The sequence below is a fragment of the Psychrobacillus sp. OK032 genome (assembly GCF_900111345.1).
Taxonomy (GTDB): domain Bacteria; phylum Bacillota; class Bacilli; order Bacillales_A; family Planococcaceae; genus Psychrobacillus.
Window position 1 is genome coordinate 320566 of the sequence record NZ_FOGY01000004.1, and the last position, 21271, is coordinate 341836.

The following is a 21271-nucleotide window of genomic DNA, read 5'->3' on the forward strand; positions in this document are numbered from 1 at the left end:
CGGTTATTTAGCTTCTTCTAATTTAGTATGTTTTATTGAAGCGAATACTCTTGAACCTATACTCACAATAAGCATGATTACAATGTTCGAGGTTAATGCAACAAAGGAACCATTGATATCTTGTACCCACTGAGGTGCATGTGGCAACAAATCTCCTATTCCAATTCCTTTCAACGTCATAATCAAAACAACGATGACACCTGTCACAATGCCCATGAATGCTCCTTCTTTTGTGATCATATTGTTTCTTTGAATACTTAGAAACAATGCTGGAGCCAGTTGAACAATCAGACTATAGGACATAATATTTAATATGGCCATCGCCCCTCCGCCCGTTATTGTGAAATATAGAGCGATAAGTGAAATTAACACGATGAATAGTTTAGAAACAGTCAACAAATGCTTGTCAGAAGCTTTCGGAACAATAACCTTATATAGGTTTTGTGTAAGCCCTGCAGCGCTCGACATAAGCATGACGGAACATGGAACTAAAGCGGTTAACAGACCAGCTGCCCCGATAATTCCGATAACCCAGGGATCGAACGTCTTGATAGCTAAGGTAAGGAGGGCAAGATCACCTTGTGCTGCATCAAGTTCAGGAATCACTGTAATGGCTGCAAATCCGACAAAGAAAATAAAGAGTAATAGAATTGTATACAAAGGTAACGTAATTGCGTTTTTCCGCAAACTTTTCGCACTTTTCGCTGATAAAATTACCATAAATGAAGTTGGAAGAATATAAAATCCGATTGCGTTAAAAATAACAGTGGAAGTAAACCACGAATTACTAAACCCAGTCTCCGGCAATGTCAGGAGCTCAGGCTTTACCATTTCAACCGCTTCGAACATCGGCTTGATTCCACCGAAATAATGAAATGGGATGTAAATTCCCAGAAAGATAACAACTATTAAAATCATGAAGTCTTTTATGATCGCCGTCCAGGCTGAACCATGGATACCTGAAACCATAACGTATGTGGCAACAACGGTCGCCCCAATACAACTTGCTACAACAGGAGAAATCGTACCATAAGATGCTTGAGACACAATGATTCCAAGCCCTTTAAATTGAATAACGATGTATGGAATGAGTGCCACACACCCTACTATTGCTACTAATACGCCCAAAGCAGTACTTTTATATTTAGAAACAAAGTAGTCCGGCTGTGAGATAAGGTTGTTTTCTTTACAGTACTTCCAAATTTTAGGTACGAACCAGTAAGATAGTACATAAGCAAGAAAGATATAAGCTGGCACGTAATAAACGGCGGCACCTCGTGTGAATGTCCATCCGCTCCCCCCCAGGAAAGTGAAAGTTGTATACACTTCTCCTGCTATTAAAAAGAAGATAAACAGTGTTCCGAACCCTCGCCCTCCAACAGTCCATTGCTCCATGCTCATCTCTTTTCCTCGAGTAGATGATATTCCAAGATAAAGAGCTAACAATAGAGTTAAGCTAATAATAATTAATGAGATATTCATTCGGTTTCACCTTCCCTATTATCTGGATCCAGTTTATATACAATGACTAATAACATTGGTGATAGTACCATCCAAAGTACGAGCCAAAACAATAAAAACGGCATTCCAAGGATATACGGTTCAATACGGTTTGCCCAAGGTAAGAAACCTAAAAAACCGATAAAAGGAATTAAAATTAATAGTTGAATGTACTTCATAAAGCTCCTCCTAACTCAATTTACACTGCAAAAATAAGAGCAATTATTTTATTTTGAAATCGCTTTCATTAGATTAAACATTGTGCTTTGTGCTGATATCGAGAAATTCCCATGGAATTCTGATTATTATTTAGCACATTCTTCAATACCAATGCTTAAATAGCTAGATTGTATTCTGCTATCCTCGATTACTCTTCACCTTTCAGAAAGCGCAAAGCTGCATCTCTATAAATCGCCGTAGTTACCGCTAGTTCTTCTATGTCGATGTACTCGTTAATTTGGTGAGGGATATCCCTGTCGCCTGCTCCGATTGTCACAATAGGTATACCATGCATATGAAGGAACGTCCCATCAGTCGCCCCAGGAACCCCATTGTAAATAGGCTTCTCTCCTGTCACCGATTCAACTGCATCATAAATAGCCTTTACGACAGGATCATCGGCATCTGTAATCGTAGAAGGTCTATTATCCAAGATTGTCAATTCCAGGTTAAAATCCGAATCATCTTCTTTGAGCCTCTGAATAATAGCATTGATTTTTCCTAATAGTTCATCATGGTTTTGCTTTGGTACTGTTCGAATATCAAGCGTCATCATACAGTGATCTGGTATGACATTTATTTGTGCGTCGCCTTTTACAGGCGCTTGTAAAATGGTTGGTGTAATTGAAGGCCACTTTAAGTACGGATCTTCACCCAATCTGGCTTGCTCTTCCTTCTCTAGCTTTTCCAGTTCCACTATGAGTCTCGCCATTCGCCAATTTGGATTAATACCGCTCCAGGATATTGCACCGTGTGCCATTTTTCCATATACATCTATTCGTATACGCATAGCTCCTCGCTGTGCAATACAGACATTATTTTCTTCTGGCTCGCAAATGATTGCACCATCTACATCATTTGCCCAACCTTGCTTTATGAAGTGCTTGATACCAATCATTAGCCCCTCTTCATCTACAGGGATACACAGAATTATTTTTCCAGTAAACTCCTCTTTATCCTGAATAAGTGAGTGAACCGCTGTGATCATGCACGCCAAATTCCCCTTCGTATCGTTCGTTCCTCTACCGTACATCCTTCCGTCCACAATATGAGCACTAAAAGGATCATACGTCCAAGCGTCCTTATCGCCTTCGGTCACAACATCCGTATGGCCTTCGAAAAGAAGTGTTTTTCCCGGTTTTCCAGAATCGACAATACCAATAACATTCGGTCTGCCTGGAATCACCTCTTCTACATGCGTTTCAATCCCTCTATCTCTCAGATATTGTGCAACATACAATGCCACTTTCGTTTCATTACCATACGGATCATTGTCTCTATAAACACTCGGAATGCGAACAAGATCTGTCGTTAGATTAATCACTGCCTCCCGATCACGTGTATACGTGTCGTACTCTACGTTTGTTTTCATATAATCTCCCTCTCCAATTTTTTCACATACAAATACACCCTTCTAGTTCTCTACCTACAAATTACGCTCAAACTGATGAAGATGTAATAACTCGAAAAATACAGCAATAATAAAACATAAAGAAGACTAGGTTGATTATTCAGAATATTTCTAACTAATTTTATTAAGTATTCTCTTTCATTTAATTAGACAAAGTGTAAATGCTTCACCAATAAATTTATACAGATTGCCTATATGTGGAGAAAACTAGTCTCAACCCCTTGTTTACCGTTCCCTATAAAACTATTAAAGCGGCACTGTTATGCACCTTAAACACTTGTGTAAATTCAGTATGAGAAATCCATAGTCTTGGTTAAAGACAAAATTGAAAACACCTGTGTAAATTGAAGAAAATGTTTACATAAACTGAGCGAAAGTACATTTTAAGGGGCAGTCGGAGCCATAAGACTATCAGCTTGACTTATGACGAGCTGCATCCCGAAGTGTCGAAGTAGGTTTCCAAAGAATTATTTATATCAAAAAAATACGAATAGAAATTTCCCCATGTATTCGCACTTGAAACGCTTAGCCCTTACACATTTTTAACACTTTGTATAATTCAATTTCATATCAATTTACAACTTGTCCAGAAAAACTTATTTTCATTTGTGTATAATTAAAATAACAACTTATAAGAATATTCTAATAAAATTTATGAAAGCGCTTTTATGACAGAGAGGAGGAAATAATATCACACGCTATGAATATTACTTGCACATCAATTAATGGACAGGTTACGCTAATTTAAGAATGGAATTTTAGGAGAACCACGACTTTCACAAGGGGGAATGTAAATGACGAGTCAACAAGAACAGTTAAAATCCGACTTAAAGATCCGACATATCAGTATGATTTCCATTGCTGGAGTTATCGGCGCAGGTTTATTTATCGGAAGTGGTGCAGTCATTAATGCTTCAGGACCGGGTGCAATTTTGTCTTACGCATTTGCGGGGGCAATTGTCGTATTGGTAATGAGAATGCTTGGTGAAATGGCGGCAGCCCATCCAACAAGCGGCTCATTTTCAACATACGCGAGCGACGCGATCGGACCATGGGCAGGTTTTACTATCGGATGGTTGTATTGGTTTTTCTGGGTCGTCGTAATTGCGATTGAAGCTATTGCAGGTGCAGCTATTATGCAATATTGGATACCAGATTTTCCTCTTTGGCTAATGGCACTCATCTTAACTGTTTTATTAACGCTTACAAATCTTTTTTCCGTGAAGTCCTTTGGTGAATTCGAGTATTGGTTTTCACTCATAAAAGTTATTAGTATCGGTTTATTCCTTGTTCTCGGTCTTTGTGTAATTTTTGGATGGTATCCTGGTGTAAACGCACCTGGAACGGTAAATCTCTTAGGTGCTGGTGGATTCATGCCAACCGGATTCGGTTCCGTTTTGTTAGGCATTACAGTAGTCATCTTTTCGTTCATGGGTACTGAAATCGTTGCCATTGCAGCTGGTGAATCAGAGCATCCAGCAAAAGCGGTGCGGATTGCAACAAATAGCGTCATTTGGCGTATTCTGATCTTCTATATAGGCTCTATCGCGCTAGTCGTTACACTATTACCATGGAATTCGGCTAATATACTCGTTAGTCCGTTCGTAGCAGTTCTCGATTATATCGGTATTCCAGCTGCCGCTCAGATTATGAACTTTGTTGTGCTAACAGCAGTTCTTTCATGCTTAAATTCTGCTTTATATGCAAATTCTCGTATGTTGTTCGGGATGGCCAAGAAAGGCGATGCTCCAAAAGCATTTCTAAAGCTAAGCAAGAAAGGTGTTCCTGTCCGAGCAATCCTGTTCAGTACATTATTTTCATATGTTGCGGTGATCTTTAGCTATGCTTCTCCTGACAAAATATTTTTGTTTTTAATAAATTCATCGGGGGCTGTGGCGCTATTAGTCTACCTCGTCATCGCATTCTCCCATCTACGAATGCGAAGAAAGTTGGAAAAGGAGAACCCGGAAGTACTTCAACTTAAGATGTGGCTATTCCCTTACTTGACGTATGCAACTATCTTTATTATCACGGGTATCTATGTCGCAATGCTCATCATTGAATCTTTGCGAATACAAGCTCTGCTCACTTTGCTGATCGCTAGCTTGACCATTGCTTCTTATTTCATTTTTGTTCGGAAGAAAGATAGAGTCGGGGAATTGAAGGAAGGTATTTTACAAACTTCTTCAAGGACGATTCGCTAGTCGTAATAAAACAGACGGTATCGCTAATGTAGCGATACCGTCTGTTTTTCGAATCATTGTTTAGCTTTTGGGATACGCTTCGTCACTAATATACCTGTCTTTTATAATATTACAATGATGAAGCTCATGACCAGCAATAATAGCTATGAGTGCACGGACAGATACTTCCGTATTATTGGCAGTTCCGCGACGAAGCAAATCTTCCTGCGCTAAGCTTTGAATAAGGTGAATTGTAGATTGGCGGATAATGTACAAATTTTGGAGAAGGTCTTTTATTGACTGTTTATCAAATGATGCATTTTGGACATATTCATTCTCGTTATAACCTGGAAGAGAAACAGTCTCCCCTCGTGCGATGGAAAGGAGCCTATACGCCATTATGCGCTCTGTATCTCCCATATGCCCAAGCACTTCTTTTATGCTCCATTTTTTTGGAGCGTAACGAAAATGGGCTTGATCATCAGAAATGTCCAGTAGTAAGCCAATTGTCTTTTCCATTTGCTTTCTTAAATTTTGTACAAAGTCCCCAACAGGTACTAATTTTACATAACTTGAATAATATGGTGCATACTCATCTTCCCCAAGCAATTTGTACATTTAGATTCTCCTTTACTTTTAATACTTTTACATATTCGATGACTCTTCTATTTATTCGTTTTACCAATTTTGATAGGATCAAGATCTTCTTTTATGATGGAGTACATATATAAATCATCGAATTTACCGCATGTATATTCATAATGTCTTAGCAGTCCTTCTCTTTGAAACCCTTGTTTTTCTACTAGTTTTTGGGATGGAAGATTAGTTGGTTCAATTAATGCCTCAATTCTTTCTAACTGAAAATGCTTATAACCATAATTAACAACAGCCTCCAAAGCTTCACTAGCTATCCCTTTACCCCAGTATTCTTTGCTTAATTCATATCCAATTTCGGCTCGGTAATGTTTGGTGCTCCTATTCAGAAAACCACAACTTCCTATTACCTTACCAGAATCTTTTAGTGTGATTCCCCATCTAATACCTGTCCCTTCTATGTATATAGATTGATACCATCTAATTTCATCCCATACGTCTTCTACTGTTTCAAAAGGCTCTAGCCCCATAGGCTTCACGACATCATGATCAGTCAAATATGTATACATATCTTTAGCATCGTCTATTGTTACTTCCCTTAAGATTAATCTGCTTGTTTCTATTATAGGAAATTCTTTTTCCATTGAATTTCCCTCCTTTCAAATTCCGGTTTAATTCGTTGAATTCTTGCATTGCAATAAATCACTCATAGCTTCTTCTATTCGCGTAATCAACTAGATTTCCCTTTATTTTATATGCGCATTCTTTCCCGTCAGGAAAAACCTATAGATAGCTTTCCTTGAACATCACGTAAGAGAAATTAAAATTGGAGAACTAGCTTTAAAAACTGGCATTACTAGGCGAACTATTGATCATTATATCAATCTTGCTTAATAGAAGCTGAATGTTCTAATTCGAATTATCGTTACTATTCTATAAAGCTATTGGGCGGTTTAAGTTCATTCAGAAAAGGAAAGCTGAAGGAATACCTTTAGAAAAGATTAATAATGTGTTAGAAAGGGTAAAAGGACAAAGCTAACCACACACGCATTATTCCAACCATTATTATACTTATCACATAGGAGGTGAGGTCTTACTTTATAGTAAGACAACATATTGACAATATTAAATTTAACGATATTCATTATTTTATTGGCATTAACAGGTTTTTTTGTCGCGACAGAGTTTGCCATTGTAAAAGTACGACACTCACGAATCGACCAGCTTGTTGCAGAAGGTCGTAAAGGATCCCTTGCTGCAAAGCATGTAACCACACACTTGGATGAATACTTATCGGCGTGTCAGTTAGGTATTACTGTAACCGCTCTTGGAATTGGTATGGTAGGTGAATCGACATTTGAATTCATATTACATCCATTATTCGAAACGATTGGGATAAGCACTGATTATATCCAATACTTCACTATAGGTGCTGCTTTTGCAATCGCTACTTTTTTACATGTAGTCGTCGGGGAACTAGCACCTAAAACAATTGCAATTCAAAAGGCAGAGGCAGTGACACTTGTTTTTGCAAAACCGATTATGATTTTCTATAAGATTTTGTATCCATTCATTTGGCTCTTAAATGGTGCTGCTCGTGTGTTAGTTGGTTTAATAGGTATGAAGCCAGCTTCAGAACATGAACTTTCACACACGGAAGAAGAACTTCGAATATTGTTAGCTGAAAGTTTTAAAAGCGGTGAGATTAATCAAAACGAATTGAAATATGTCAATAATGTTTTCGAGTTTGATGATCGCATTGCTCGTGAAATTATGGTGCCCCGAACAGAAATTGTTGGATTCGAAAAAAAATGCAGCGTTTCATGATGTATTAACAGTTATTTCAGAAGAACGTTATACACGTTATCCTGTTTACGAAGAGGATCGGGATAATATTGTCGGTTTTATAAATATTAAAGACTTTTTAACTCAAGGGATTAGCAATCGAATTAAAGCAGAAACATTTGACTTGGAAAAGTTCACGAACCGTATAATCAAAACAATCGAGACAACACCAATCAATAATTTATTAATAAAAATGCAAAAGCAACGTACTCATATTGCAATTTTATTGGATGAATACGGTGGCACATCGGGTCTTGTTACAGTCGAGGATATTTTAGAAGAAATCGTTGGTGAAATTCGTGATGAATTTGATGACGATGAAATAGCAGATATTCGAAAATTAAAAGAAGACCACTATTTAATTCATTCAAAGGTGCTATTGGATGAAGTAGCAACATTATTAAGGATTGACAAAGAAAAACCCAGACGTAAATACAATCGGTGGATGGTATTTCACACAAGATATAGATCTAGCAGAAGATAATTATATTGAGCATGCTGGATATACGTTCTCGATTTATGAAAAAGAGGGGCACCAGTTGCATTTTATTGAAGTGAAAAAAACAGCTACTTATGCATAGTATTGTGGAAACTCCAGGGTATCTAATACCTTGGAGCTTTTTGCACTTACTAACTTAAAAACAAAATGAATCCTAATTTCCTAATATTTCTTAGATTACATGTAACGTTGCTTTCAAGTTTTCAATTACTTTCGTTAAAGTGGAAATTGAAGTAATCGTATTTAATTTTTCATCATCTAAAGAATGGTTTGCACCGTGGATTAACTCAATCCCCAAAGGGGTTTGCTTTTTTATTTGTTCTACTTGCTCTAAGTTGTAATGAGGATCTTTGTCACCGATAACTATAAGGCCCTCGTGTTTGCTTTTTAATAGATCTGTGTATATTCTATCAAGTTTCAGCAAAGGGGTAAGTAATATCATCTTTGACTTATTAAATACTTCTCTTTTCATAATATCGCTAACTACTGGAATTGTTCCAAGTGATTTCGCAAGGAAAATCGTTTCGGTGTAGCGAGAACTATTAAGAACATGATCCATAACAGGGTCTACATCGTTCATAATGATTTCAATTATATCTTCCAATGATTGTTCAAATAGATCTTTTTCGTATGAATAATGTATATGTACAACATCAATGTTCTTTTCTAGCATTGCCATAGTAGCATAATAAAATAAAGGTTTATCATAGGTGTATCCAGCACCTGAAAACATAAAACAGATACTTTTAGAACCTGTTTGAATATGCGTATACTCTATTTTCTTTTGACTATCCCTACTAAGTATATTAATTTTATTATTTTTCATCATTATCCCCCTTTTTGGTTTCGGTAATTATAAATCCAACCTTCCATCTTTTGAATAATCAACATTTCTATAGTCCACTATTTAACTGTTTCACCACTAGATGAAGAAGAAATGCTATCATGTATTCGACCACATAAAATATACAAACCTCACGTTTTGAGCATTCATTATAAATTCTTCATTACTTGTTGAGACTTGCGTAAAGCCGTTTTTCTCTAATACTTTTTGTGATGCAATATTATTGCTTGTTGTTTTTGCATGAACTTGTTTAATATTTTTCATTGAAACCTTCATTAACAGTAGTTTTAAAGCTTTATTTGCAATTCGTTTTCCAGTATGTATTTCTCCAACTCTATAACCAATATGACCTATACTTTTGTTTCTATCAATATCAACCAGGTTCATCCTCCCTACAATTGATCCGGTTTGATCTTTTATTAAATAAAAATAAGATATCCCCTTCTCTTGTTCTTCCAACAATTCTTTATGTCTTTTTTGAAAAGTTTCAAAACCATAATACTCTTCCCCACGACTCGGTACATATTTTTCAAAATAGGCTCTATTTTCACTTTCAAAATTAAATAATTCTTCTGCATCCTGTTTTTGTATCTTTTCAATTGAAATCTCCATTGTAAGACCACCATTCTATTGATTATAGTCTATCTCTCGTCATTGAAATAGTCCGACACTTCTATCTAATCGAACAAGCCTTATTTGCTTTTTATAGCGAGCTTGATGGATACATTTATTTGTTCTTAATAAATTCCAGTATTATCACTTACTAATAAATCAGAGAACCTTTCCGCTAATTGGCCAGTTCCACATCCTAAATCGAGCATCTGGCCGCTACCATCCAAAGAAAACCTTTCAACTAAAAATCTAATTAATGAAGCTGGATGCATTGGTCTAAAACGGTAATAAAAACTAGCTGTTCCTTCAAATAAATCTTTACCATAAGCTGCCATTGTTCTTGCTACCTCCTCACACTTGTATTAGGCTTTTAAAAAGTCTAATACTTCACTTACAAATTTCTCAGTTTCCTCAAGGTCAGGAAAATGAGCACTTTTATTAAATAAGATCCATTCACTGTTAGAAAGATTTCTATTTATTAGATTGGATATAGGAATTCCCGTATTTCGATCATAAACACCTGTGATGATTAATGTCTTATGATGAATATCGTTAAGTCGTTCATATAGTGGAGGAGTTACTGGGTTTTCTTGCAAAGCCGCTAGCATAAGCCCTGTATTGTGTAGATTACTTTCTTGTATGAACTGTCGGAACTTTTTAGCAACGTCCTGATTCACAAACAATAAACGGTCAATTGTCTCCTCATCAACAATCTCCCATATTTGACTGTATTTACTTTCAATCGGGGTATTTTCTTGAAGTATTTCATCAATCTTAGTTACTAGAGTTTGTTCTGCGATAGATAGGAAACCGGATATTTGTATCATATATTGCGTTTTTAGATTTATTAAACTAGGTCCAGATAATATTATTTTGTTAATAAGCTCCGGAAAGGCAAAAGCAAATTCAAGTGCTAATTCTCCACCAAAAGAATAACCTAATAAATCAACTTTTTCGCTTTCCGTCCATTGAATAATTTTGCAAAAGTCGCCAACTAATTCATTGATAGTATAAGCATTTTCGGCAATTGATTTGCCACTTCTACCGCATCCTCGCTGCTCGTAGTATATTACTGTTCTATCTTGTAGAAAAGGACCGACAGTTCTTTCGAAAGTATAAAGATTTCCTCCTGGACCTCCATGAATAATAACTAGAGGGATTGTATTATTTTCTTTTCCCTCTACTTTTATCCAATGTATTACTCCATTTATATCTATTTGATATTCGCCATTTTCCATATTCATCATTGCTCCTTCGAAAATTTATATACACCGATTAGTAAACATAACATACTTAAAGCCCAAATAACGCCAGAAATCCCTATCCGTAGTGAAATCTCTTCAGATGCCATTGGATGGTAATAATCAAAGGAGATTGCCTTCAATAAAAAGTAAACGGCAACTGAGAATAGAAGTAGATGTAATAATGTCCAAGTTATGCATAACTGTTATGTTTATTTTTAAACCAAAGTAGCAATGTTGTTACAATTGCAATTCCCATAACAATAGCAAAGCCACCTATTAACAAACCAATTACTTCTTGTTCTAATGGCATAAGTAACCAGCTTTCAATTTCACACTGTAAAACCGCATTGCCTTTGGAACCCCTTCTATTTCAAAAATTCCTTCTAAAATTAGTTGGCGTACACGGTATTCGAAAAATACATCGCCAACATATTGATCTGAGTGTCCAAGTACTTCCCCAATTAGTCTGGCTGATTTCATGAAATCATTTGTTCCTAGTTCCTTATGTAAATAACGAGCTTTTTCGATAATGAATGCATCGAAGTGACTTTCTGACACACATTTAATTTGGTCGTCCTCCCAAATGCGCAGGACTTCAGTTGTTTCGTCAAGTTTTTCCCATTCGTCTGCTAGCATGTTACGGAGTTGTTTCGTTAATGGCTGTTCGTTTTTATAAGTCTCATAGATTATTTTTAATTTTTCAGCTGCCAATTCCCCTGTATGAACTGGAATAATGTTTGGCCATAGTTTTTGAAAAGCTGTACTGATGTTAATGAGACGTATGTCGTTCTTCTTTTCTTTCAAGATATGCAGGATAAATCGTGCAGCGGTTTGTTCATGTGCATTGTTTGCTGTCCATATGTAGATTGGTATGTTCGTAGGTATGTTCTTTATGTCCTCTACCGTTTTTTGAAACTCTTCTATATAGTTAAATGTGCGCTGTTCGTCCATATTTATATGTAGGAACAACCATTTTTTTCGTTGTTTGAGTCCTTCTTCGTTGTGAAGCTGGTTCACGGGGCCGATAGAAAATAGGTCAGAAAATCGAATTACCTTTTCATCTCTTGGCAGTGCTATTTTTAAGCTTCCCGCCGCAGAATCTCCAAACACGATATGTATGGTGTTATAGTTTGTTTGCTTTGAATTAGATGCAGATTGTAATAAGTCATGATATTCTTTTTTCATATCTTTTAGAAATTGTTCTTCTGGATAACTCGTTTCCTCCAACATTTGAACTCGTAAAAAGTGTTGTAATAACAGCGACTTTGCTTCTCGCTCAGATAATTGTTCTACATTTTTTTTGATTTTATGTATCATTGAAATCATTCTCCTTTTGTTATTCTCTCTTCGCAAAATCTCCACTTTCTACATTAAATAGATAAGTTCCTTCTATTGTATATATCATATAATGACCGATGGATCTTTTTATTTCTTTTGTTTGAATCATTTTTTCTCCAGTTGCATTTTCAACTTTTGCTACTGCTTCTTTATATGTATAAGTAGGTAAAAACCCAAAAAAGAGAACGGCTAGAATGATTAACCGATTATGTAAGTAGCGAAGACTCGTTTCCATTTTATATTTCCATCACAAAAATAAATAAAAATAATTCCACTGATACCTAAAAGGAATGTTCCTATACCATATTTCCCAGTATCATCAATAAAAGCGTACTTGCTTGCAATGAAAAGCATCCATGCAGACAGGAATATGCCAACTTCACTCAAACTGTAAAAATACTTCTTTTCCATAGATTCCCTCCTCATATTATTGTTCTACTTTAAAACTGGAAAGTCCTTCTTAAACAGGAAATAAAAAAGACCAAACGTATGTAAATGTTCGGTCTTTTCTCTATTTTTTATGCCCTCCAAGCAATCCAGCACGTTTTCTTGCAGTTCCCGCTTCCGTGTAGGAAACAGCACGCAATATTGCACTAGAGCCATATTTACCTCGGAGGTAATCCATTGTTTTTCCTAGTTCTCGAACTTTCCATTTGTCTTCTTCAAATAGGTTTAGTTGCATGGAGTACTCTGGTTCTAAATTGGTAATGGAAATCGACAGTTTGCGAACGGGTCGGTGATCGTAAAATTCATCAAAAATTTGTTCGCATACTTTATATATGGTCATCGTAGCATTTGTTGGTTCATCAATTGAACGGGAACGATTAAATCCTCCACCGAATGCCTCTTTACTGTAAATGATGGAGAGATGGACCGTTCTTCCGACCATTTCAGCTTCGCGAGCACGTCTCGCCACGTCTTCACACATTTCTAATACGACAGTCATTATCTCTTCTTTGGAACGGTAATCACGAAATAGCACTTGCCCCTTGCCGTAACTAATTTGGCCTTCTGCTAAAGGCGCACCAAGTTCTGACAAATCAATTCCCCAAGCATGGTGATATAACTGATTTCCCATTACGCCAAACTTAGCTTCTAATGTCGCAAGCGATGTGTTTGCTAGTTGCCCAACGCTTATAATACCCATATTATTTAATGTTTTTTCTAAACGCGAACCAATTCCCCACATTTTGGAAAGCGGAGCAATAGGCCATAGCTTTTGTGGCACATCTTTATATGTCCATTTTGCAAAGCCTGTTTTTTTGGCTTCCAAGTCCAGGGCAAGCTTTGCGATTAGCATATTTGGACCCATTCCAACAGCACACGGTAATTGAAACTGGTTATATAGTCCATCCTGCATTCGCTTAATTGTGTCTTCTACTGGCCCCCATAATTTTTCGGTTCCTCCCAAATCAGCAAAGCATTCATCGACGCTATACACATGAATTGCTTCGCTTGGAACGAATTGATTTAAGTAACGTGTGATTTCCATGGAAACGCGAACAAAAAACTCCATCTTCGGCTCGATTAAATGAATTGACGGATGATCAGGAATTTCAAAGAGCCGTGTTCCTGTCTTTACTCCAAATTTCTTTTTCATCATGGGAGATGCCGCAAGCACAATACTTCCCTTTTGTTCTAAATTTCCGATAACCGCAATCGGTGTATTCATAATGTCTAGTCCAGCATCTGCAGCCGCACAGCTTGCGTAAAAGCTCCGTATATCAATGCATATAATTTTTCGATTTTCTAAACCTTCATGCATTGTCTCTCTTCTCCTTCAATAAAGAACGTTTGTTCTTATTATATGCCGAACATTCGTTTTTATTCAAGAAGATTTTATTGGTAATAGACCAAAATAATTGGAAATAACATATCCACTAATAAAACAACAATTAATATCGCTGTACCTTCAGCGTCTCTTTTAATGTGTTTTTTTTTCGGTTTTACAGAATTATTTAATTTACACGGAAGTAAATTTACCTAACCCTTTAGCCTTTTATTAACTCCATTATTTTATCCAATTTCATTTCAAACTCATTAAGTTGATGCTTTTTTGCCTGTTGATTCAAGAGTAATCTCCTAATAAATAGTGTAAACGATACTACAAATAAAACGATAAGCCCCAATACTATAATCTGATAAATCATGTCTCCCACATTAAACATAAAAACATCCCCTTGTATAGAAATGGTCAAGCATAACTTTACATCTACCTCTCACATTCCTTAATTACTTTATTTTAACATTTAATGTTGGTAATTAGATTCTTTATTAGTAATTCCTTCTTGATGTTTTGGACGTAAAAATAGACCATCGAAATGAACTGCCCCGTAAAAGTTAGACACCAACTAACATTTACGGGGTGTTTTTATGTCTAAATATACAATAGAAGTTAAATTAAAAGCGGTGGAACGCTATTTAACTGGAAACGAAAGCTATCACACTATCGCAGAAAGTATTGGCGCAGCTAAATCTCAAGTCATTACTTGGGTGAAATTATTTGAAGCACAGGGTAAAAAGGGTTTTAAGAGAAGCTATACAAGCTACTCATCTGGATTTAAACTAGACGTACTTAATTTTATGAGCGAGACAGGTGCGTCTTTTCTAGAAACGGCAAGCAAATTTAATATTTCTTCTCCGAGTATTATTTATCAGTGGGAGGAGTTGCTTAAGACAAAAGGATTGGACGCGCTAAAACCAAAGAAAAAGAGGCGTCCATCCATGAAAAAGGAAATCAAATCGAATGACAAAAAAACAGCTCCAGTTGAGGGTTCTATGGAAGCTCTACGAGCTGAAAATGAACGTTTGCGTATGGAGAATGCCTACTTAAAAAAGTTGAAAGCTTTAGTTCACGAACAAGAAAAATTACAAACAAAATCAAAGCGCAAGTAATTTTTGAACTGAAGAAACATTATGAAGTCGTGGATTTAGTTCAAGTCGCTGACATTCCACGCAGTACTTATTACTATTTGGAAAAACGATTGAATCAAGTAGATAAATATGAAACAGTAAAAGAAGCTATCAAGATCATTTATCACGAACATAAGGGTCGTTATGGCTACCGCCGCATCACGAAAGAACTGAAGAAATACGGATTTAGGTATGACCCGAAGACCATCAATCGCTTGATGAATGAAATCGGTTTAAAATGTGAGGTCCGTATGAAGAAGTATCGTTCTTATAAAGGAAACGTCGGGAAAATCGCTCCTAATGTATTACAACGTGATTTTAAGGCTGAGAAAATGAATCAAAAATGGGTAACAGACGTGACCGAATTCCATCTCTTTGGAGAAAAACGTTATCTGTCACCTGTTCTGGATTTGTGTCATGGTGAAATTATCTCATATAAAGTCATGAATCGACCGGTCTATCAACTTGTAGGTGATATGTTAGACGAAGCTATTCTGCGCCTTCAACCGGAAGATGAGGTAATTCTTCATTCCGATCAAGGCTGGCATTATCAGATGAAAAAATATCAAAAAACACTACAAGAGCACCAGATAACACAGAGTATGTCCCGTAAGGGTAACTGCTTAGATAATGCAGTCATTGAAAATTTCTTTGGCTTATTAAAATCAGAACTGCTTTATTTACAAGGGTTTGAGAGTATGGCGCATTTTGAAAAGGAATTAGAAGAATATATGGAGTATTACAATCACAAGCGAATGAAGGCAAAATTAAAAGACCTGAGCCCAGTAGAATACCGAACTCAGATCTTAGAAGCCGCCTAAAATATTTGTCTAACTTTATTGGGTCAGATCAAAATGATGGTCTTGTTTAACTAAAGCACCCGTTAGTCTGACTCCAACGACCACGGTTCATCACAGACTGTCTCGCTCCCTTGCAGGAAGCACTCATGGGAGATTAATCCTACTCTGGTTATTGCACCAGCCTTGCCTTTATTCTAAGAAGAATGGAGTTGATTCCTGATTTACCTATTAACTCAATATAAACATACTGAAGGCTCAGCCTTTTTTTAAAAAAGCTTTTTCTGAGTCTCTTTTGTTATGCAATTTTATAGATTTTGGGTATTTTTAATTTTCATGGGAGTTAAAATAAAAATCTTCCTTTATCCCTTCCAAGACAAGATTACAACTAATTAATAACCTTATCTAAAAAAGTTGTACTTCTCTTGGAGAATTTATAATAATGACTTTCTTATCATTGGGTAATTATTCAAATTTCTTTAAAACAATAGGTTTCTTTGTTTTTGGGTAATCCCAAACCCATTTCAGAAAGTAAAAATCGAACCTCTCATTGACGCCCTCTGCCATATCTGATCTCGATTTTCCACGATATTGAATCATCCTCTTGAAAACTCTATAGATGCATATTCCCCTACTGATATCAACAAAGATAATGGTGTCTACTTCATTCAGTCTTATATCCATTGTAACTTTGTAATTCCCATCAATAATCCATTCTTCTTTTTTAACCAATTCATTTTGAACTTTTCTTTGTTCCTCTTTTGATGTTTACTTCCAAAACATTGCATCTAAATGATAAGATCATAGAATCAGCCAATAATCGCTGCGTCATATCCATCCTTTTCTGCCTTGTGATGATCTCTAGCAATTCTGGCATAATCATAACTTCATAACTATTATATTCAAGATGAATTGGGCCTGGTTCCGGGTTTAACGAGATAACATCCACAATCGTATCTGATTGTTTTACCTTCTTATATTCATCTGTTGGATTAAGTTGGAGAAGGACACGGTACACGTGTGTACTGTGTCCTTTCCACTAGAATTCAAAGTCACATTCTCCTAAACCTTAAAAATTGATATTGATGGACACCTTTTACGCCTCTCCATTAAGGTTATTTTATATCTTGCTATTCTACAGTTAATATTTAATTAGCTCTTCACCAATGCATATACCAATTGGCAAGCGCTATCGCCTTCATTCACACACCAATGTTGTTCTCCCGCAGGAATATAAGACGCTTCACCCTCATTGATTTTATAGGGATTTCCGCCGCTTTTACCGGATAAAGAACCTTTAATGATATAAGAATATTCGTGTTCCTCATGGAAAGTCGTTCCTTCTTTAGGAAGACGTTCTCCCGCTGGGATAGAGACGAAGCCAAACTTCACTTCTGTTCCTTGGAAACGATCCTGAAAAAGTGTTTGTACAATTTCTTCTGTTACTTTTGGTTGTTCAATTTTCATTTTAATACCTCCAAATTATGATAATCTACCTGATAGTTCTATATAATCGAAAGTTTCCGGATTAACTTCAACTAGGAAGTGTTCTTTTGCCTCTTCAATAGTGAAATACCCGTTTTTCACATCTTTTGCTACTTGAGCCGCAGATCGTTTCAGCGGACTTCCATAACCTCCGCCTGTTCCTGTCATCAAGCGTACGACATCATTCTTTTGAAGCTTGTACCGCGGGTAAACACCGTATGGTCCATCGACCTCACCATTGGCCTTATGAATATAAAACTCGTTTGGTGAGCCTTCATGCCCTTTATTCATACCCCAAGGATAAAATTTATTTCTACCGTAAGTGACTGTGGCAGATTGGCCATCGGACAATGCTCGGTAGGCACGTATAACCCCTTTACCACCTATATATTCGCCTGCGCCTGCACCATTGCCGTCTTGGCGGAGGCTGTACTCATCAAGCAGGACGCCATAGCGTGTTTCCGCCACCTCAATAGGTACGTTGTAGGTCTCACCGTCAGCTACACAGAACTGCCCTGAAGCACCATCTTGTCCCATTGCTCCACCCCAACCTCCGACAGAAGGTTCAACGATAAGGAAAGGTTCTTCCGTATCTTGGTGGTTACCAGATAATGTCACGGAACATACCGACAAATGATGCCCAGCAGTCAAACGGTTTGGCAGATGCGGAGCTAAAGCTTTCCATACTAAATCCAAGCTGCCTAGAAGAGTTTCAAAATAATTGGAAACAGGAACTGGCCTTTCAGCTGACATAATCGATTTTTTATCAACAATAACCTTAAGCGGTCTGAATACACCATCATTGACGTCTTGCTCTGGGTTTGTCATGGCTAAGAAAATTACCCGTACGGCTGACATAAGCCCTGTATAGGAACAATTCATTGGACCAGGAACTTGTGGATGGCTTCCGCGAAAATCACAAATAAATTCGTCATCCGTAATGGTCACCTTTACTTTAATCTTGAATGGCCCGTTGCCTATACCATCCGTATCGATGTAGTCTTCTGCTTCAAAAACACCTTTTGGCAATTTTTTAATTTCTTGACGTGAGATGGTTTCACCGTGATCCAATAGGTAATTGACAGCTGCTAAAATTGTTTCTTTACCATGTTTGTCACAAAGTTCTTTCAGACGACGGTCACCTGTACGTAATGCGGCAACCTGTGCCCACATATCTCCTAACGATAGATCCGGGAAGCGGACATTGGAACGAATGATTTCAACGATACCTTCGTTTAAGCGGTCTTCGTCATATAATTTGATGCAATTAAATTGAAGACCTTCCTGAAAAATGTCTACCGCATCATTTGTAAATGAACCAGGGTCTTTTCCACCAACTTCCGTCCAGTGTGCCTTGTTTGCGGAAAATGCGATTAGCTCTCCTTCATAGTATATCGGCATGACCAGTCCAACATCGGAAAGATGGGATCCCCCTCCGTTATAAGGATCATTGATAATGATGACATCGCCGGGCTTCAGCTTATCTCCTGGATACTTTTTAAGTGTCTCTTTTACCATAAAGGTTAGCATTCCGATAAATCCTGTTACACCGTTTCCTTGAGTAAGCAGGTTTCCCTGTGCATCGGTTAAACCACTGGCATAATCGAGTACTTCATAAATAATTGGACTCATCGACGTGCGGGCCAATGCGACGAACATTTCGTCTCCTGCTGCTAACAGAGAGTCTTTAACAATTTCCAGTGTAAATGGATCCACTTTTACAGAAGTTGTCATATTACTTTTCCTCCATTTCGATAATGATATTTCCGAAATCATCTAACTGTAATTGTTGACCGTCATAAATTAAAGTGACAGCTGCTTTTTCTTCTACTACGGCAGGTCCATGGATTACTTCATTTGGCGGAAGCTTATCACGGTCGTAAACCGGCGTATTGATCCATCCCTTTTTCTCGTAGTAAATGTTGCGATTTTCTTTTTTAGCTTCATCCACGGAACCGTTACGTGTGATTTTACCGATTTCCGGTTTAGGTACCTTACCGAAAGCCGTTACATGGATATTTACGATTTCAGTCGGTGAATCTTCCAGTTTGAATGTGAAGTTCCTTTCATGAAGATTATGGAATTCTTTAATGATTGCTTGCTTATCTTCTCCAGACCATTGTCCATTAGGAACAGGCACTTTAACCGTATGCTCTTGCCCTAAGTAGCGCATATCCGCAAACCGATGGAACTCGACATTTTCGGCAGCCATTCCTTCATCTTCATAATGAGCAAGTGCTTGTTTTTCAATTTCTTCCCACTGCACATCTATTTCAGAAAGAGAAAGTTCGTTTAACCGTTTGATATATGTTTGAATGTAATCATGTCGCAAGTCAGTCATCAGCATTCCCCAGGCCGAGAAAACTGGTGAAGCGATTGGCACAACGACTTTTTTCACGCCGAGCTCAATAGCAAGTGCAGGGGCATGCATCGAACCTCCACCACCAAATGCGAGCAATGTGAAATCTTGTGGGTTATGACCTTTTCGGATTGAAATTAACTTCAATGCATTTAGCATGTTTGAATTAGCGATTCGTATGATGCCAAGTGCTGCCTCTTCTGCGGAAATTCCGAAATGATCACCGACTTTTTGCTGTATAGCTTCTTTTACATTGTCCATGTTCACATCGTAATCAAAGTTTTTAGGAGACAAACGACCCGTTAACAAGTTGGCATCTGTTGTCGTAGGTTCCGTACCCCCTAATCCGTATGCGACTGGCCCAGGCCTGGCTCCGGAAGATTGCGGACCGACTTTCAATGAACCTGCGTTGTCAATCCATGCGATGGACCCGCCACCGTTTCCAATTTCTACGATGTCAACGACCGGTGCTTTAATCGGGTATCCCGCATTTCGGCTATCTCTTTCAATGTAATAATCTGTGGAAACCTTTACTTCCCCGTTTTCGATGAGTGAGCATTTTGCTGTCGTCCCACCGATATCAAAAGCAATGATATTTCTTTCACCAATTAGTTCCCCCAAGACAGCTGCTCCGAAAATACCGGCAACCGGCCCGGATTCAACCATGTTGATAGGTGCTTTCTTTGCATTATCGAACTTTGTTGTTCCGCCATTCGATTGCATTATGTAACGCTGATTACCGTCGATATGCTCGCGCAATTCCTTATCCAATTTATCAATGTAGGTTGTGGCAACAGGTTGGACATATGCATTTAGAACAGCTGTATTTGTTCTCTCGTATTCCCGCCATTCTTTTGTAATATCACTCGATGCTGTCACGAGTACCTCCGGCCATAGCTCCTTTATAATCTTTACCGTTTCCACTTCATGCGATGAATTAACATAAGAGTGCATGTAGGAGATAGCAATCGCCTCAACACCTTCTTTTCTAAAATGCTTCACGCATTCTTCGATATCTTTTCGGCGTAAAGGCGAAAGGATTTCCCCTTTATAATTCAGACGTTCATCTACCTCGAGTCTCAAATGGCGTTCCACAAACGGCTCTGGCTTTTTATAGCGGACATTAAATAGATCTGGTCGGTTCCCCCTCGCAATTTCTAAAATGTCCCGGAAACCTTTTGTTGTAATCAGACCTGTTTTTGCACCTTTTCGTTCAGTCAATGCGTTAATAATAACCGTTGTCCCGTGAATGAACATAGATAGCTGTTCTCTTTTGACGCCAGCATTCTCAATAACGTCTAGTACCCCTTTTTCAAAATTAGGTGGAGTAGTATTACTTTTCGCAATCCCAATAGAACCATTTTTATCAACGTATACAAGATCTGTAAAAGTACCTCCAATATCTGTTGCAACTCTCATTTGTTCCAC

General features: G+C 37.5%; 20 protein-coding genes and 2 pseudogenes. 3 read left to right on the top strand and 19 right to left on the bottom strand.

Annotated features, from left to right (window positions below):
• Positions 1 to 3: 3 nt before the first annotated feature.
• From BMZ04_RS10400 to BMZ04_RS10410, 3 genes are all read right to left on the bottom strand, one after another.
• Positions 4 to 1482, bottom strand: a complete 1479-nt coding sequence (locus BMZ04_RS10400; RefSeq protein WP_093269372.1) for a sodium:solute symporter family protein — start codon at positions 1480 to 1482, stop codon at positions 4 to 6.
• Positions 1479 to 1679, bottom strand: a complete 201-nt coding sequence (locus BMZ04_RS10405; RefSeq protein WP_093269376.1) for a DUF3311 domain-containing protein — start codon at positions 1677 to 1679, stop codon at positions 1479 to 1481. The genes BMZ04_RS10400 and BMZ04_RS10405 overlap by 4 nt, the downstream gene beginning before the upstream one ends.
• Positions 1680 to 1867: 188 nt before the next feature.
• Entirely contained in the window at positions 1868 to 3091 is a 1224-nt protein-coding gene (locus BMZ04_RS10410) for a M20 family metallopeptidase (protein WP_093269379.1), read from the bottom strand.
• A gap of 833 nt (positions 3092 to 3924) precedes the next feature.
• Here BMZ04_RS10410 and BMZ04_RS10415 point away from each other — a divergent pair.
• Positions 3925 to 5334 (top strand): amino acid permease, encoded by a 1410-nt coding sequence (locus BMZ04_RS10415; RefSeq protein WP_093269383.1) that lies wholly within the window; start codon positions 3925 to 3927, stop codon positions 5332 to 5334.
• Between the two features lie 60 nt (positions 5335 to 5394).
• On the opposite strand, the gene BMZ04_RS10420 is transcribed toward BMZ04_RS10415, so the two are convergent.
• Positions 5395 to 5931 carry a DinB family protein gene (locus BMZ04_RS10420; RefSeq protein WP_093269387.1) on the bottom strand — a complete coding sequence of 179 codons (537 nt, stop codon included), beginning with the start codon at positions 5929 to 5931 and terminating at the stop codon, positions 5395 to 5397.
• 47 nt (positions 5932 to 5978) lie between these two features.
• Positions 5979 to 6551, bottom strand: coding sequence for a GNAT family N-acetyltransferase (locus BMZ04_RS10425; RefSeq protein ID WP_093269393.1), 573 nt, complete (start codon positions 6549 to 6551; stop codon positions 5979 to 5981).
• A 472-nt stretch (positions 6552 to 7023) separates the two neighbouring features.
• Here BMZ04_RS10425 and BMZ04_RS10430 point away from each other — a divergent pair.
• Positions 7024 to 8333 (top strand): annotated as a pseudogene (locus BMZ04_RS10430) (hemolysin family protein).
• A 90-nt stretch (positions 8334 to 8423) separates the two neighbouring features.
• Here BMZ04_RS10430 and BMZ04_RS10435 read toward each other — a convergent pair.
• The 9 genes from BMZ04_RS10435 to BMZ04_RS10480 form a co-directional block, all read right to left on the bottom strand.
• Positions 8424 to 9077, bottom strand: coding sequence for an alpha/beta family hydrolase (locus tag BMZ04_RS10435; protein WP_093269398.1), 654 nt, complete (start codon positions 9075 to 9077; stop codon positions 8424 to 8426).
• Positions 9078 to 9194: 117 nt separating this feature from the next.
• A complete protein-coding gene (locus tag BMZ04_RS10440; protein ID WP_093269402.1) occupies positions 9195 to 9707 on the bottom strand; it encodes a GNAT family N-acetyltransferase in 513 nt (170 codons plus the stop codon).
• A 125-nt stretch (positions 9708 to 9832) separates the two neighbouring features.
• Complete coding sequence (locus tag BMZ04_RS10445) at positions 9833 to 10042, bottom strand: class I SAM-dependent methyltransferase (protein WP_093269408.1); 210 nt, start codon at positions 10040 to 10042, stop codon at positions 9833 to 9835.
• Positions 10043 to 10069: 27 nt separating this feature from the next.
• Entirely contained in the window at positions 10070 to 10945 is an 876-nt protein-coding gene (locus tag BMZ04_RS10450) for an alpha/beta fold hydrolase (protein ID WP_177184404.1), read from the bottom strand.
• A gap of 306 nt (positions 10946 to 11251) precedes the next feature.
• Positions 11252 to 12268 carry a DUF1835 domain-containing protein gene (locus tag BMZ04_RS10460; protein ID WP_093269417.1) on the bottom strand — a complete coding sequence of 339 codons (1017 nt, stop codon included), beginning with the start codon at positions 12266 to 12268 and terminating at the stop codon, positions 11252 to 11254.
• Between the two features lie 19 nt (positions 12269 to 12287).
• On the bottom strand, positions 12288 to 12524 hold the full coding sequence (locus BMZ04_RS10465) for a hypothetical protein (RefSeq protein WP_093269421.1): 237 nt from the start codon (positions 12522 to 12524) through the stop codon (positions 12288 to 12290).
• On the bottom strand, positions 12488 to 12700 hold the full coding sequence (locus BMZ04_RS10470; RefSeq protein ID WP_093269426.1) for a hypothetical protein: 213 nt from the start codon (positions 12698 to 12700) through the stop codon (positions 12488 to 12490). The genes BMZ04_RS10465 and BMZ04_RS10470 overlap by 37 nt, the downstream gene beginning before the upstream one ends.
• 100 nt (positions 12701 to 12800) lie before the next feature.
• Positions 12801 to 14054 (bottom strand): Y-family DNA polymerase, encoded by a 1254-nt coding sequence (locus BMZ04_RS10475; protein WP_093269429.1) that lies wholly within the window; start codon positions 14052 to 14054, stop codon positions 12801 to 12803.
• Between the two features lie 226 nt (positions 14055 to 14280).
• The gene (locus tag BMZ04_RS10480) at positions 14281 to 14457 is read right to left on the bottom strand and encodes a DUF4083 domain-containing protein (protein ID WP_093269433.1); all 177 of its coding nucleotides are present in this window, start codon (positions 14455 to 14457) and stop codon (positions 14281 to 14283) included.
• 205 nt (positions 14458 to 14662) lie between these two features.
• Here BMZ04_RS10480 and BMZ04_RS10485 point away from each other — a divergent pair.
• Positions 14663 to 16023, top strand: a protein-coding gene (locus BMZ04_RS10485; protein WP_093269437.1) for an IS3 family transposase whose coding sequence is annotated in 2 segments (ribosomal slippage) — positions 14663 to 15119 and positions 15119 to 16023 — 1362 coding nt in all. Because the reading frame shifts where the segments join, the coding sequence is not laid out codon by codon here.
• Positions 16024 to 16467: 444 nt separating this feature from the next.
• Here BMZ04_RS10485 and BMZ04_RS10490 read toward each other — a convergent pair.
• From BMZ04_RS10490 to BMZ04_RS10510, 5 genes and pseudogenes are all read right to left on the bottom strand, one after another.
• Positions 16468 to 16782, bottom strand: a pseudogene (locus tag BMZ04_RS10490) (AAA family ATPase); the annotation flags it as partial.
• Positions 16733 to 17017, bottom strand: coding sequence for a hypothetical protein (locus BMZ04_RS22370; protein ID WP_177184406.1), 285 nt, complete (start codon positions 17015 to 17017; stop codon positions 16733 to 16735). The pseudogene BMZ04_RS10490 and the gene BMZ04_RS22370, both read right to left, overlap by 50 nt.
• Before the next feature lie 134 nt (positions 17018 to 17151).
• The gene (locus BMZ04_RS10500) at positions 17152 to 17466 is read right to left on the bottom strand and encodes a cupin domain-containing protein (protein WP_093269442.1); all 315 of its coding nucleotides are present in this window, start codon (positions 17464 to 17466) and stop codon (positions 17152 to 17154) included.
• A gap of 15 nt (positions 17467 to 17481) precedes the next feature.
• Complete coding sequence (locus tag BMZ04_RS10505) at positions 17482 to 19260, bottom strand: hydantoinase B/oxoprolinase family protein (RefSeq protein WP_369802652.1); 1779 nt, start codon at positions 19258 to 19260, stop codon at positions 17482 to 17484.
• Complete coding sequence (locus BMZ04_RS10510) at positions 19220 to 21262, bottom strand: hydantoinase/oxoprolinase family protein (protein WP_093269450.1); 2043 nt, start codon at positions 21260 to 21262, stop codon at positions 19220 to 19222. The genes BMZ04_RS10505 and BMZ04_RS10510 overlap by 41 nt, the downstream gene beginning before the upstream one ends.
• Positions 21263 to 21271: the final 9 nt, after the last annotated feature.